This is a genomic window from Methylobacterium sp. C1, from assembly GCF_001854385.1.
In the GTDB taxonomy this organism is placed as follows: Bacteria; Pseudomonadota; Alphaproteobacteria; order Rhizobiales; family Beijerinckiaceae; genus Methylobacterium; species Methylobacterium radiotolerans.
Genome location: NZ_CP017640.1, coordinates 5849901 through 5862411, shown reverse-complemented (window position 1 = coordinate 5862411; position 12511 = coordinate 5849901). Strand labels below are relative to the sequence as shown.

Sequence of the window (12511 nt, the reverse complement as noted above, 5' to 3'; positions counted from 1 at the left end):
GTCCTGCCCCGGGCGCGTCGCCGATCGTGCGGTCTGCGAGGCCCGATCCAAGACTCGTGCCGAACGGGGCTGGCGAATCGCTTCCGCCCGCGATTCTACTCCCGTCGCAGCAGCGCCGCGACCTCCGCCTCCTCGGCCGCCGACAGGTTCCGGGCCGGCGCGGGCGGGCGGCGGCGGGCGAGGCGCCAGATTCCCAGCCCGCCGAGCAGGACCGCGAGCACCGGGGTGAGCCACAGCAGCAGGGTGTGCAGCGCGAAGACCGGGCGCAGCAGCACGAACTCGCCGTAGCGGGCCACGACGTAGTCGAGCACCGCCGTGTCGCTGTCGCCCTTCTCCAGCCGCTCGCGGACGATCAGGCGCAGGTCCTTGGCGAGCGGCGCGTCGGAATCGTCGATCGACTGGTTCTGGCAGACGAGGCAGCGCAGTTCGGCCGAGATCTCCCGCGCGCGATGCTCCAGGACGGGATCCTTCAGCACCTCGTCGGGCTGCACCGCGAGGGCCGGCAGCGACGCCAGCAGGGCGAGCGCCGCCAGCGCGGGCCGGAGCGAGCGGCGCGCCATCACTCGGCCGGCACCGCGACCGGGAGCGGCCGCGCCTTCGCCTTGGCGGGGACGCCTACGCGCATCCGCCGGTCCGTGAGCGACAGGCCGCCGCCCACGGCCATCACCACCGCCCCGAGCCAGATCAGCAGGACCAGCGGCTTGTAGTAGAGGCGCAGGCCGACGCCGCCGTCCTGCCCGATCTCCCCGAGACTCGCGTAGACCTGGCTGGCGCCGACGGTCAGCAGGCCCGATTCCGTCACCGCCATCTTGCGGCTCGGGTAGAACCGCTTGCCGGTCTCGACCTGCCCGACCTCGTCGCCGCCGCGGGTGCGGATGGTCAGGTAGGCGGCGGCCTCCTCGTAGTTCGGTCCCTTGCGCGGCGCGACGCGATCGAGGGTCGCCACGTAGGGTCCCGTCGCCAGGCTCTGGCCGGCCTTGAGGGTCGCCAGCCCCTCGGTCGCCCAGCCCTGCGCGGCGATGCCCAGCACCACGACGCCGACCCCGGCATGGGCGATGGCGGTGCCCCAGGCCGAGCGCGGCAGGCCGACGGCGCGGCGGCCGATCTGGCCGAGGGAGCGGGCGCGGCTCGCCCCGTAGCCCCGGGCGCGGGTGACGATCTCCAGGGCGGAGCCGATCAGCAGGTAGGCGCCGAGGCCGATCCCGACCGGCGCCATGACCGGCCCGCCCCAGGTCAGCGCCAGCACCCCGAAGCCGACGACGAGGGCGACCGCCAGCGCGGCGAACAGGCGCTGGGCGGCGGCGAGCACGTCGCCGCGCTTCCAGGCGAGCGACTGCCCCATGGGCACGATCAGCAGGAGCGGGATCGCCAGCGGGACGAAGGTGGAGTTGAAGAAGGGCGGCCCGACCGTGATCTTCTCGCCCGTCAGCATCTCCAGCACGAGCGGGTACAGGGTGCCGACCAGCACGGTGGCGCAGGCCGCCACCAGGAACAGGTTGTTCAGGACGAGCGACCCCTCGCGAGAGATCGGCGCGAACAGGCCGCCCTGCCGCAGCAGCGGCGCCCGCCACGCGAACAGCGTCAGCGAGCCGCCGATGAACAGCACCAGGATCGCCAGGATGAAGACGCCGCGGGTCGGGTCCGTGGCGAAGGAATGGACCGAGGTGATCACGCCCGAGCGGACCAGGAAGGTGCCGATCAGCGAGAGCGAGAAGGTCAGGATGGCGAGCAGCACCGTCCAGACCTTCAGGGCGTCGCGCTTCTCCATCACCACGGTGGAGTGCAGCAGCGCCGTGCCGGCGATCCACGGCATCAGCGAGGCGTTCTCCACCGGATCCCAGAACCACCAGCCGCCCCAGCCGAGCTCGTAATAGGCCCAGTAGGAACCCATCGCGATCCCGAGCGTCAGGAAGCACCACGCGGCCAGCGTCCAGGGCCGCACCGCCCGCGCCCAGACGGCGTCGATCCGCCCGTCGATCAGCGCGGCCACCGCGAAGGCGAAGCTGATCGAGAAGCCGACATAGCCGACGTAGAGGAGCGGCGGGTGGATCGCGAGACCGGGATCCTGCAGCAGCGGGTTGAGGTCGTTGCCCTCGAGCGGCGCCGGGATCACCCGGGTGAACGGGTTCGAGGTCGTGATGATGAACAGCACGAACACGAAGGTGATCAGCCCCTGCACGCCCAGCGTGCTGGCCCGCAGCCGCGGCGGCACCGAGTTCTTCGCGGCCGCCACGCAGGCGCCGAACAGGGTGAGGATCAGCACCCAGAGGAGCATCGAGCCCTCGTGGTTCCCCCAGACGCCCGAGATCTTGTAGATCAGCGGCTTCTGCGTGTGCGAGTTCTCGACGACGTTCTGGACCGAGAAGTCCGAGGTGACGTGCGCGTAGGTCAGCGCCGCGAAGGCGAACAGCACGCAGGCGAACGCGCCGAGCGCCGCCTGCGAGGCGATCTGGCGGAGCGCCGGATCGCCCGAGCGGGCGGCCCAGATCGGCATCACCACCTGGACGAGGGAGATCGCCAGCGCGAGCGCGAGGGCGAAGTGGCCGGTCTCGACGATCATGCGGGTTCCCTCACCGCTCGCTGCGGGGACCGAGGGTGCTGTCCGCCGCCGCGGTGGCGGGCTTCGGCGCCGGGCCGCCCCTGTTCGGGCCGCCCTCCTGCCAGCGCCCCTGCGCCTTCAGCGCGTCGGCCACCTCGCGGGGCATGTAGGATTCGTCGTGCTTGGCGAGCACCGTGTCGGCGCGGAACTGCCCGCCCGGCTCCAGCACGCCCTCGGCGACCACGCCCTGCCCTTCGCGGAACAGGTCCGGCAGCAACCCCTTGTAGTGGACCTCGACGGTCTCGTTCGTGTCGGTGACGGCGAAGTCGACCGTCTGGTCGGGACCGCGCCTGAGCGAGCCGTCCTTCACCAGACCGCCGAGCCGCAGGCGCGTGCCCGGGGCGATGGCCTGCTTGGCGATGTCGGTGGGCGAGCGGAAGAACACGATCGAGCCGCTCATGGCGTACAGGATCAGCCCCACGGCGAGCGCCAGGACGCTGCCGCAGGCGGCGATCAGGATCAGGCGGCGTTTCTTACGCGTCACGATACTTCCACCCCGCGGTCCGGCGCGCGGAGACCCGCCCCGACCGGAACCGTTCTCATTCTAGTCTTGAGGGTGTCGGCTCCAGGCGCCCGCGGGTCAAGGGCGGGCGTCGGGACCGATTGTCGTACGGACCGCTCGGCGGAGGCGGCCTCGCGATCTCGTGGTGCCGGGGGCTGGGCCTGGCGGGGGTCCGGCCTGTCAGGGATTGGGCTTGGCGGGCAGGTCCAGCTCCCGGGCGAGGCCGTCGAGCCGCGTCACCGCCTCGCTGTTGGCGGCCAGCGCCATCCGGGCGCGGTCGAGGGCCTTCACCGCTTGGTCCCGCTCGCCCAGCGCGCTGTAGGAGCGCACGAGGCGCATCCACTCGTCCGGCGTGCCGCCCCGCGCGGCGAGGCGCCGGTCCAGCCCCTCGACCATCCCGCGAATCGCCGCCTGCTGCTCAGCCTGCGGCATGGCGCGCACGGCCGCCATCGCGGCCTCCTTCTCGGTTTGGGCGCCCGATCCCGGCTGGCCGGATCCGGCCGGCGCGGGCGCCTCGCCCTCCGTGCCGAGCCCCACGGCGCGGGCGGCCTGCTCCACCTGGGCGAGCCCCTGCGGGTCGCCCGCCAGGGCCGCGCGCGCCCGGGCCAGGGCGTCGGCCGCCTGCTCGCGCTCGCCGAGGACCGCCCGGGACCGGACCAGCCGCAGCCACTCGTCGGGGGTGCCGCCGCCGGTCTTGAGCCGGGCGTCCAGCCCGTCGACCATGCCGCGGATCGCCGCCTGCTGCTCCGCGGGGATCTGCGGGGCGGTCTGCGGAGCTGCGGGCGGCGGCGGCTCGCCCTTGAGCCGGGCGAGGCTCTGCTTGACGATCCCGAGCCAGGGGGCATTCGGCGGGCTCGACGCCTCGAGCTCGGTGAGCTGGCGGATCGCCTCGCCGGTGTCGCCGGCCTGCTCGGCCGCGCGGGCCAGGTAGAATCGGGGCTTGGGCGCGTTCGGCTCCTTGGCCTGCGCCTTCTCGAACAGCGCCCTGGCCTCGGGCGAGACCGTGCCGTTGCCCGCCGCCGTGAGGGCCTCGCCCTGGTCGGCCAGCAGATCGGCGGTCTCACCCTTGATCCGCGCGATGTTGGCGTAGGCGCGGGCGGCGTCGTCGAAGCGGCCGGTGCGCATGTAGACCGGGGCGAGCACCGCCCAGCCGCGGGCGTCGTTCGGGTCCCGGGCGAGGCGCGCCTCGATCTGGCTGACCGCCTTCATCAGCTCGTCCGCGCCGCCACGGGCGGCCTGCCGGTCGGCCTCGGTCTGTGCCGGCACCTCGGGCGAGCCGTAGAGCCCGTAGGCGATCAGCGCCACGAGGGGGATGGTGGAGAGCGCGAAGGCCGAGGCGGCGCGCCGGCGGCGCAGGCGCGGCTCGGCCGGGCGCGCGGCCTCGGCGATGCCGGCATCCTCGGCCTCGCGCTGCGCCTCGCGGCTCGACCGGAGCAGGCGGCGGCCCGCCTCGGCCTTGGCGGTCTCGGCCTCGTCGGGGGCGATCAAGCCGCGCTCGAGGTCGCGCTCGATCTCGGCGATCTGATCCTCGTAGAACGCCGTCTCGGTGGCGAGCCCGGTCCCGCCCGCCTCACCGGTCGGCACGGCGGCGCGGCGCGACATCGGCCAGAGCAGGCCGAGCACGGCCGCCGCGGTCATGGCCGCCAGGATGAACCAGATCGCCGTCATGGACCTTATCGCCAACGAGCCGGACCGGCCCGCCCCTCCCCACGCCATGTGGAGCCGGCAGCGTGACGCCACGACGCCTCCCGGCGGCGGCACGGTGTCACGCAACTCTGTTGCGAAGACAAGGGGCCGGGCGGAGCCATGAGGCCGCGTCCCGCAGCTCGATCCGTGCCCGGCCCGTACCCGGAGGCGGCGGAGGGCCTCAGTGGGTCGGGGTGCCGACCGGCAGGTCGCCCGGCACCTCCAGCACCGCCCGCAGGCCGCCGAGCGCCGCCTCCTCCAGGGTGAAGCGTCCCCGGTACAGGGCGGCGAGGTCGGCCACGATCGACAGGCCGAGGCCGGAGCCGGGCTTCGATTCGTCGAGGCGCCGCCCGCGGCCGAGCACGGCCTGGCGGGCCTCCGGGGGCAGGCCGGGGCCGTCATCCTCGATGGCGACGACGAGGTGGGGATAATCGTTCGTGTTCACCGCCTCGGCCCGGATCGCGACGCGGCCGTGGGCCCATTTCGACGCGTTGTCGACGAGGTTGCCGACCATCTCCTCGAAATCCTGGCGCTCGCCGCGGAAGCGCAGGCCCGGCGGCACGTGGACGTCGTAGGCGATGTCCTTGTCCCGGTAGATCTTCCCGAAGGTGCGCACGAGGCCCGCGAGCGCCGGCTCCACCTCCGTCGAGGTGCCGAGCGTGCCGGCGAGGGCGGCGGCCCGGGCGCGGTCGAGGTGGTAGTTGACCTGATCGCGCATGACCGCGGCCTGCTCGCGGATCTTCTGCGCGAGCTCCTCGGGGGCGTCGGAGGCGCCGACCTCGTTGACGATGATCGAGAGCGGCGTCTTCAGGGCGTGGGCGAGGTTGCCGACCTGGGTCCGGGCGCGCTCCAGGATCTCGCGGTTGGTCTCGATCAGGAGGTTCACCTCGCCGGTGAGCGGCGCGATGTCGCGGGGATAGGTGCCGGTGATGCGGTCGGCCTCGCCCCGGCGGACGGCGCCCAGCGCGGCGCGCATCTTCTTGAGCGGCGCGAGGCCGAACCGGATCTGCAGCAGGGTGGTGATCGCCAGCGACAGGCCGAGCAGGCCGAAGGTGATGGTCAGCGAGTTCCGGAACCGGTCGACGTCGTTGACGATCTCGTCGGCGGGGCCGGCGACCCGGACCGTGTAGCGGCCCTCCTCGCCGAGATCGACGTCGCGCTCCATGATGCGCAGGAGGCGTCCGTCCTGCCCCTTGCCGTAGCCCTGACGGATCTGCCCGACCCCGACCTTGCCGTCCGAATCGGTGGCGGGCGGGAGCGGCACACCCACGAGGGAGCGGGAGGTGCGCACGTCGCGCGGCTTCGCGTCGGGCTTGCCGACCTGCCAGTACCAGCCCGACAGGGGCAGGTCGAAGCGCGGGTCGCCGAGCGAGAAGGTCCGGCTCTCGGGATCGTTGGGCGAGACGAGGTCGGTGGCGAGATTGTTGGCGAAGACGAGGAGCCGGCTGTCGAAGGAGCGCTCGGTGTTCTCGCGGTAGAGGGTCGTGAGGATCCAGGCCGCGATCAGCAGGATCGCGGAGCTCGACAGGAACGCCGACACGGCGAGCCGCACCGCGATGGAGCGGCGGCGCAGGGAGAAGAGGCCGATGAGGTCGATCATGGATGCGTCGGTCGCTCAGACGGGCGGCGGCGCGTCGTAGAACACCGCGCCGCGCATCAGCGGGCGCGCCGTGCGGAAGAAGGCGCCGCGCTCGGCCCGCCAGCCGTCGGCCCCGCGGGTCACGGCGGCGTCGGCGGTGAGGATGCCCGACGGCATGCCGACCCGCAGGGCCGCGCCGGTGGGGCGGGCGGCCTCGTGGACGAGACTGCCTTCGAGCCGGGCGGCGACCGCGAGGCACAGGGTGGCGGTCAGCGGCAGCGCCTGATGCGGCACGCCGTTGGAGATGACCCGGGCGGTCAGGTCGATCTCGGCGGCGCGGATCGCGTCGCCGGAGAGGCTGCCGGACTCCTGCGGCGGGGCGACGAGGCCGACGAAGGGCACGTGGACGACGCGCGCCGCCGCCTCGACGTCCGGCGCGATGCCCATCGCCACGGAGCCGGCCCGGCGGATCCGCGCCAGCCGATCGAGGAGGCCCGGCACGGACTCCAGGGCTGCGGGCAGCTCGGTGCCGGCCAGCCCGAGATCGGCGGCGCGGACGAACACGCAGGCGTTGGCGGCGTCGATCAGGGAGGCCTCGATCGCGCCGAGGCCCGGCACGTCGAGCCTCTGGCGGACGGTGCCGGTCGGGAGCAGCCGGCCGGTCGTGGCGCCGCCCGGATCCAGGAAGTCGAGCTGGATCGGCGCGCCGGTGCCAGCGACGCCGGGGATCGCGAGGTCGCCGCGGTAGACGCTGCGGCCGCCCTCCACCGCGAAGGTCGCCGCGATCCGCTTGCGCGTGTTGGTGTTGAAGATCCGCAGCCGCACCGGGCCGTCCGGGACCTCGACGAGCCCCTCGTCGACCGCGAACGGTCCCACGGCGGCGAGCATGTTGCCGCAATTGCCCGACAGGTCGATGCGGCCGTCCCGGACCACGACCTGCACGAAGGTGTAGTCGATGTCGGCGTCCGGCCGCGCGGAGCGCTCCACCACGCAGATCTTCGAGACCGACGAGACGCCCCCGCCCATGCCGTTGAGCTGCCGCCCGAACGGGTCGGGGCTGTCCATGGCGGAGAGGAAGACCGGCTCCCAGGCGGCGAGATCCCCCGGCACGTCCCGGCGGTGCAGCATCAGCGCCTTGCTGGTGCCGCCGCGCATGAACACGGCCGGCAGCGTGCCGGAACGCGGAGCCGCGCTCACATCCGCGCCGGCGGCTGGTTGGGATCCACGAGGTAGCCGAGGCCGCGCACGGTCTGGATCAGGTCCACCGCGAGCTTCTTGCGCAGGCGGCCGACGAACACCTCGATCGTGTTCGAGTCGCGGTCGAAATCCTGGTCGTAGAGGTGCTCGGTGAGTTCGGCGCGGGACACGACCCGGCCGGTATGGTGCATCAGGTAGGAGAGCAGCCGGTACTCGTGGCTCGTCAGCTTCACCTGGGCGCCGTCGACGAAGACCTTGCCGGAGCGCGTGTCGAGGGTCACCGGCCCGCAGGCGATCTGGCTGGTGGCGTGGCCGGCGGCGCGGCGCAGCAGGGCGCGCACCCGGGCCATCAGCTCCTCCATGTGGAAGGGCTTGGTGACGTAGTCGTCGGCGCCGGCGTCGAAGCCGTCGACCTTGTCGGACCAGCGGTCGCGGGCCGTGAGGATGATCACCGGGGTCTTCACGCCGGCCCGGCGCCACTTCTGCAGCACCGTGACGCCGTCGGCCTTGGGCAGGCCCATGTCGAGGATGATGGCGTCGTAGGGCTCGCTCTCGCCGAGATAGCCGCCCTCCTCGCCGTCATAGGCCTTGTCGGCGACGTAGCCGGCCTCCTCCAGCGCGGCCACGACCTGCCGGTTGATGTCCTTGTCATCCTCCACGACCAGCAGACGCACGGCTCACTCCCCTCCGAAACGGTTCCGGCGCCCGCTCAATACTGTCCCGCCACGGTGCCGGTGCGCGCGTCGACAATCACGTGCACGAAATGCCCGTCCCGGCGCAAGGCGGTGAGCATGTAGACGAGGCCGTCCGCGTGACGGCAGAGGCTCGCCCGCTGGATCTCGGCCCGGGGGATCACCGTGCGGGCCGCGCGGATCGCCGCGACCGGCGGGATCACCCGGCGCTCGCCGACCTCCTCGCGCAGGTCGGCGGGGGACAGGCAGCTCTCGATCCGCAGCGGCGCCTGGCTGGACACCGCGCCCGTCTGGGGGGCCGGCCCGTCGTCGGCCATGGAGCCGAGGCCGCCCGCGGCGAGGGCCGCGGCGGTCAGGCTGATGGCGACGAGGGCGATGGCGTAGCGCATTGGCAGATGATGTGCGCCCAGGGCACTGAATGCGTCCTGAATACGTGGCCGTGCGCCGCCCCCGGCGGTCGTCGGTGGCGGTCCGGACATTCCTCGCGCGGTTGACGCGGCTGACTTGGCGGCGGACGGCATCGTGCGGACATGACGGCCGAGGCGGCGCCCGGTTCCACGGCGCGGGCAGCTTCGCACAGGCGCGCGCGCGGGTCTCACGGCGGGCCGCGGGGCGGTCCGCAGGCGCGCGCGCGGCCGACGGCACGGCCCGCCGGCGCGCGCCGGCGCGCCTGCGCGCGCCGCCGGCCCGAGCGTCCAGCGCGCGCCGGCCGACCGCACCGCCCTCGTGGACGCGACCGTCACCGCCGCGGCCGACGCCAGGGCGAGCCACGCCCGGTCGAGAACCCTGTCCCAGCGCAGGCGCATCTCACGCTCCCGTCAGCAGCTTCCAGAGGGCCCGCAGGGCCGGGATGTGCGCGGCGAGCCACGCGACCTGGTCGGAGAACCAGTGCGCGGCCGCCGCCGCGGCGACGAAGGCGAACACCGTCGCGTGCTTGAGCCGGCGCAGGTAGCGGCGCAGCGCGCGGCGCTCGAGATGCGCGTCGACCAGCTCGTCGAGGGCGGCGAGGCGCGGCTCGGACTGGCGGGCGAACCACGCGTGCCAGACGGGCGGGAAGCGGATCGTCCGGGGCCGCCCGCCGAGGGCGACCCCGGGGCCGGCCGCGTCCTCGGGGGGCGCGGATCGCCGCGTCCCGGTGCGGAGGGGCTTCATGGTGATGTTCCCTGTCTCACGGCCCCTCTGTGCCGCCGGAGCGGCGACGCCCGGCTTCAGGCCGGGCGCGTGTCCGCCCCGCGCAGCTGCGCGAGCGCCGGCGCGAGGACGTTGGCGGCGCTCGCCTCCGGGTCGAGCGGCAGCGCCCGGAAGATCCGCGCGGCCACGCCCGCGGGTCCGCCCGCTTTCCGCACGACGTGCGCGGGGGCGGTGGCGAGGACGTGCCGGGCGCCGGCGGCCACCACCGCGGCGCCGAGATCGGCGCTGACGGTCCGGCCCCGGGCGGCGCCGGCCACGGCGTTCTGGCCGAACTCGGCCCCGGCGCGGATCGCGGCCTCGATCCGGTCGCGGGTGAGCACGGAGGCGGCCCATGGCGCGACCCGGGCGATGCCGGCGGTGACGGCGGCGGCGGCGAGCGGCACGAGGGCGGCCGTGACCGGCTGGAGCAGCCCGGCGAGCCAGTCGCCCCACGGGAGCGCCGGGCCGGCGGCGGACGCGGAGGGGGCCGCGATCGCGGGCGCGGCGAGCGGCAGGCTCGTGACGGCCAGGGCGAGGGCCGTCCGGATACGGTGCGTCATCGTTGGACTCCGTGGTTGCGCGCGGCGGACCCGGCCGGCTCGGGATCGGGTGCGGCGGGTCAGGGGCTGCCCGGCGGCGGGGCGGCGGGGGCGTCGCGCAGGGCGGCGAGGGCCCGGCGGGCCCAGGCGAGGCGGTCTCTCGCCGCCACGACGCCGGGCCGCTCGTAGCGGCGCCAGACCGCCGCGGTGGCGGACGCGAGGGTGGTGGTGGCCCGCAGGGCGGCGAGGGCCGGCGCCTCGGGCCCGCGCAGCTCGGCGCAGAGATAGCCGTAGCCCGCCTCGGGATCGGCGGGATCGAGGCCGCGCGCCCGGCACCACGTCTCCATGGCGACGCGCCGGGACCCGGTCCACTGGGCGAGCCCCCAGCCGCCGCGGGAGCCCGGCACCGCGGGCGCGACCTCCTGGAGGTGGCGGAACCCGCCGGTCTCGCGGCCGAGATTGCCGAGCAGGCCGGCGGCCTGGAGCTCGCTCAGGCCGAGATCGCGCATCAGCCGCGGGCCGAGGCGGCGGCAGGCGGCGGCGAAGGGCTCCTGCGCGGCCGGAACGGGAGGCGGCATCGGCCCAGGTTCGGGCCTGGGTTCGGGCCTGGGTTCGGGCATGGGCGTGCTCCGGAAGCTGGCCTCCCCGGTCGCGCCGGGCTAAGGCGGCCCGCGCCGTGGGCGGCGCCGAGGGGGATGCGTGGGACGCGGACAGGACCGGCCGCTCGTGTTCATCGGCGACTCGATCACCGCCGCCTGGGGCGCGGTGCGGGCCGAGACCTTCGCGCGCCACGGCTTCGTGGCCCGGGGCGTCCCGGGTGAGACGAGCGGGCAGATCCGGGCGCGCTTCCTGCGCGACGCGGCCGGGGCCCGGGGCGTTCACCTGATGTGCGGGATCAACGACATCGCGGAGATCGGCGGCCCGGTCCCGGACCGGGCGATCGCCGGGAACATCATGGCCATGGGGCGGATGGCCTTCGCGGCCGGGCTGCCGCTCACGATCGGCACCGTGATGCCGAGCGACTTCTGGGGCTGGCGCCCCGAGCTGCGGCCGGTGGCGCGGATCCGCGCCCTGAACGGGTGGCTGCGCGCCTACTGCGCGGCGGGTGCGGCCCGCCTCGTCGATTACGGGCCGCCGCTCGCCACGGAGGCGGGCGCGCTCCGGCGCGAGTTCACCGACGACGGCATCCACCTCAACGGCGCGGGCTACGCGGCGGTGGAGCCGGCGATGCTCCGGGCCCTCGGCGCAGGCCCGGAATGACGGCGGCCGCGGGGTCGGGCGCTCACGCGCCCAGCGCCAGCCAGTAGGTCGGCACCGACCCGACGCCCGCCACCGAGCCGGCCGCCGCGCGGCGGGTGCGGAGCGTGAACCCGGTGGCCGCGACGTCGCTGACCTGCGCGGCGTGGAGCGCGTCGCCGGCGCCGGCGACCGGCTGCGCCCAGACGCCGAGGCAGCTCCCCGGGAAGGCGATGCCGAACGCCACCGCGACATCCGCCTCGGCGGCGGTGACGAGCCCCCATTGCGCGATCAGGCCGCCCGGGAGCCGGATCGATCCGTTCGCGCCGAGCGCCTGCGCGCCGGCCGCGAGCGGCGTCCCGTCGGCGCGCTGGTAGTGGCGCACGCGCCAGCGGCCCGCCGCGTCCGAGGTGGCGATGCAGGTGTCGTCGGGGGCCGTGACGAGGTCGGCCCGGGTCGGCAGCGCCAGCGCCTCGGGATCGTGGACCAGGGTCGCGGCGCCCGAGAAGCGCACGAGCCGCTCCCGGTCGGCCGCGGCGCCGAAGCTCGCGATCCGCCCGGCGCCGGTGACGAGGACGCGCCGGGTGCCGGCCGCGCCGAGGTCGGTGGTGGGGGCGGCCGCGAGCGCGGTCTCGGCCGAGGCGAAGTCGATCCCGCCGGTCCGCGCCGACGCCGTGAGCGCCGTGGCGAAGGCGGCCCCGTCGGGCGAGACCTTCAGGGTGAAGTCGTCGCTCCCGAGGTTGCCCAGCAGCGCCCGCGCCGCGTAGCCGGTCTCGAAGACCAGGGCGGCGTCGCGGGCGGCGGATTTCCGGTTGACGGAGACCCGCATGTCGCCGGTGCCCGGCGTGGCGTCGTCCCAGGTCAGGAGGGCGGAATCGGACTTCACCGCGAGGCGGTTGCTGGCGTCGGCCGCCGTGTTGATCCCGAGGCGGCCGACGCTCTGGAGCGCCGTCAGCGCCCGGCGGAGGCTCGTCCAGGCGGCCCCGTCGAAGACGTAGAGGTCGGCCTCGTCGACCAGCCAGGCGAGCCAGCCGGCCCGCGGCGCCGCGCCGGTCCAGATCCCGTCGGCGTAGCGCACCACCTGGCCCGCGAGCCCCGCCCAGGCGCCCCCGGGCGCGTCGGCGGTCACGAGGTAGCGGTCGCCCTCCGCGGGGCCCGGCGGCGGCGCCGCGAGGTCCTTGTCCAGGCAGGCGAGCTGGACCAGCGCGTCGAGGAGGGCGAGCGCCTCGTTGTGGGTGACGTGCTTCTGCGCCTGGCTCGCGGCGATCAGCGGCAGGCCGAGAAGGGGCGTGGCGTCGGACATGGGGCAGC

Annotated in this window: 13 protein-coding genes; 1 reads left to right on the top strand and 12 read right to left on the bottom strand. The window is 75.0% G+C overall.

What is annotated here, in order from left to right; translation table 11 throughout:
- Positions 1-95 precede the first annotated feature (95 nt).
- The 11 genes from BKE41_RS26960 to BKE41_RS26910 form a co-directional block, all read right to left on the bottom strand.
- Positions 96-560, bottom strand: coding sequence for a cytochrome c-type biogenesis protein (locus BKE41_RS26960; protein WP_012321903.1), 465 nt, complete (start codon positions 558-560; stop codon positions 96-98).
- Positions 560-2560, bottom strand: coding sequence for a heme lyase CcmF/NrfE family subunit (locus tag BKE41_RS26955; RefSeq protein ID WP_012321902.1), 2001 nt, complete (start codon positions 2558-2560; stop codon positions 560-562). The genes BKE41_RS26960 and BKE41_RS26955 overlap by 1 nt, the downstream gene beginning before the upstream one ends.
- A gap of 10 nt (positions 2561-2570) precedes the next feature.
- Positions 2571-3083, bottom strand: a complete 513-nt coding sequence (gene ccmE, locus BKE41_RS26950; protein ID WP_012321901.1) for a cytochrome c maturation protein CcmE — start codon at positions 3081-3083, stop codon at positions 2571-2573.
- A 198-nt stretch (positions 3084-3281) separates the two neighbouring features.
- The gene (ccmI, locus tag BKE41_RS26945) at positions 3282-4769 is read right to left on the bottom strand and encodes a c-type cytochrome biogenesis protein CcmI (RefSeq protein ID WP_071000410.1); all 1488 of its coding nucleotides are present in this window, start codon (positions 4767-4769) and stop codon (positions 3282-3284) included.
- Positions 4770-4968: 199 nt separating this feature from the next.
- The gene (locus tag BKE41_RS26940; protein WP_012321899.1) at positions 4969-6387 is read right to left on the bottom strand and encodes a sensor histidine kinase; all 1419 of its coding nucleotides are present in this window, start codon (positions 6385-6387) and stop codon (positions 4969-4971) included.
- 15 nt (positions 6388-6402) lie between these two features.
- Positions 6403-7563 carry a PrpF domain-containing protein gene (locus BKE41_RS26935; RefSeq protein ID WP_083374460.1) on the bottom strand — a complete coding sequence of 387 codons (1161 nt, stop codon included), beginning with the start codon at positions 7561-7563 and terminating at the stop codon, positions 6403-6405.
- Positions 7560-8237, bottom strand: a complete 678-nt coding sequence (locus tag BKE41_RS26930) for a response regulator transcription factor (protein ID WP_012321897.1) — start codon at positions 8235-8237, stop codon at positions 7560-7562. Before BKE41_RS26930 ends, BKE41_RS26935 begins: the two co-directional genes overlap by 4 nt.
- A gap of 35 nt (positions 8238-8272) precedes the next feature.
- Positions 8273-8644 carry a PepSY domain-containing protein gene (locus BKE41_RS26925; RefSeq protein ID WP_012321896.1) on the bottom strand — a complete coding sequence of 124 codons (372 nt, stop codon included), beginning with the start codon at positions 8642-8644 and terminating at the stop codon, positions 8273-8275.
- 418 nt (positions 8645-9062) lie between these two features.
- On the bottom strand, positions 9063-9407 hold the full coding sequence (locus BKE41_RS26920) for a hypothetical protein (RefSeq protein WP_012321894.1): 345 nt from the start codon (positions 9405-9407) through the stop codon (positions 9063-9065).
- Between the two features lie 56 nt (positions 9408-9463).
- Positions 9464-9985: a hypothetical protein gene (locus BKE41_RS26915; protein WP_012321893.1), complete on the bottom strand. Its 522-nt coding sequence runs from the start codon at positions 9983-9985 to the stop codon at positions 9464-9466.
- Between the two features lie 59 nt (positions 9986-10044).
- Positions 10045-10542, bottom strand: coding sequence for a phage tail tip lysozyme (locus tag BKE41_RS26910; RefSeq protein ID WP_024828350.1), 498 nt, complete (start codon positions 10540-10542; stop codon positions 10045-10047).
- 121 nt (positions 10543-10663) lie between these two features.
- Here BKE41_RS26910 and BKE41_RS26905 point away from each other — a divergent pair, with 121 nt between their 5' ends.
- Positions 10664-11224 (top strand): GDSL-type esterase/lipase family protein, encoded by a 561-nt coding sequence (locus tag BKE41_RS26905; RefSeq protein ID WP_012321891.1) that lies wholly within the window; start codon positions 10664-10666, stop codon positions 11222-11224.
- Positions 11225-11246: 22 nt separating this feature from the next.
- Here BKE41_RS26905 and BKE41_RS26900 read toward each other — a convergent pair whose 3' ends face one another.
- Positions 11247-12503: a DUF2793 domain-containing protein gene (locus BKE41_RS26900; RefSeq protein ID WP_071000409.1), complete on the bottom strand. Its 1257-nt coding sequence runs from the start codon at positions 12501-12503 to the stop codon at positions 11247-11249.
- Positions 12504-12511 lie beyond the last annotated feature (8 nt).

Coding starts and splice junctions, on each gene's coding strand:
- BKE41_RS26900 (WP_071000409.1), bottom strand. CDS start 12,503: ATGTCCGACGCCACGCCCCTTCTCGGCCTGCCGCTGATCGCCGCGAGC.
- ccmI (WP_071000410.1), bottom strand. CDS start 4,769: ATGACGGCGATCTGGTTCATCCTGGCGGCCATGACCGCGGCGGCCGTG.
- BKE41_RS26925 (WP_012321896.1), bottom strand. CDS start 8,644: ATGCGCTACGCCATCGCCCTCGTCGCCATCAGCCTGACCGCCGCGGCC.
- BKE41_RS26910 (WP_024828350.1), bottom strand. CDS start 10,542: ATGCCGCCTCCCGTTCCGGCCGCGCAGGAGCCCTTCGCCGCCGCCTGC.
- BKE41_RS26955 (WP_012321902.1), bottom strand. CDS start 2,560: ATGATCGTCGAGACCGGCCACTTCGCCCTCGCGCTCGCGCTGGCGATC.
- BKE41_RS26920 (WP_012321894.1), bottom strand. CDS start 9,407: ATGAAGCCCCTCCGCACCGGGACGCGGCGATCCGCGCCCCCCGAGGAC.
- BKE41_RS26915 (WP_012321893.1), bottom strand. CDS start 9,985: ATGACGCACCGTATCCGGACGGCCCTCGCCCTGGCCGTCACGAGCCTG.
- BKE41_RS26940 (WP_012321899.1), bottom strand. CDS start 6,387: ATGATCGACCTCATCGGCCTCTTCTCCCTGCGCCGCCGCTCCATCGCG.
- BKE41_RS26960 (WP_012321903.1), bottom strand. CDS start 560: ATGGCGCGCCGCTCGCTCCGGCCCGCGCTGGCGGCGCTCGCCCTGCTG.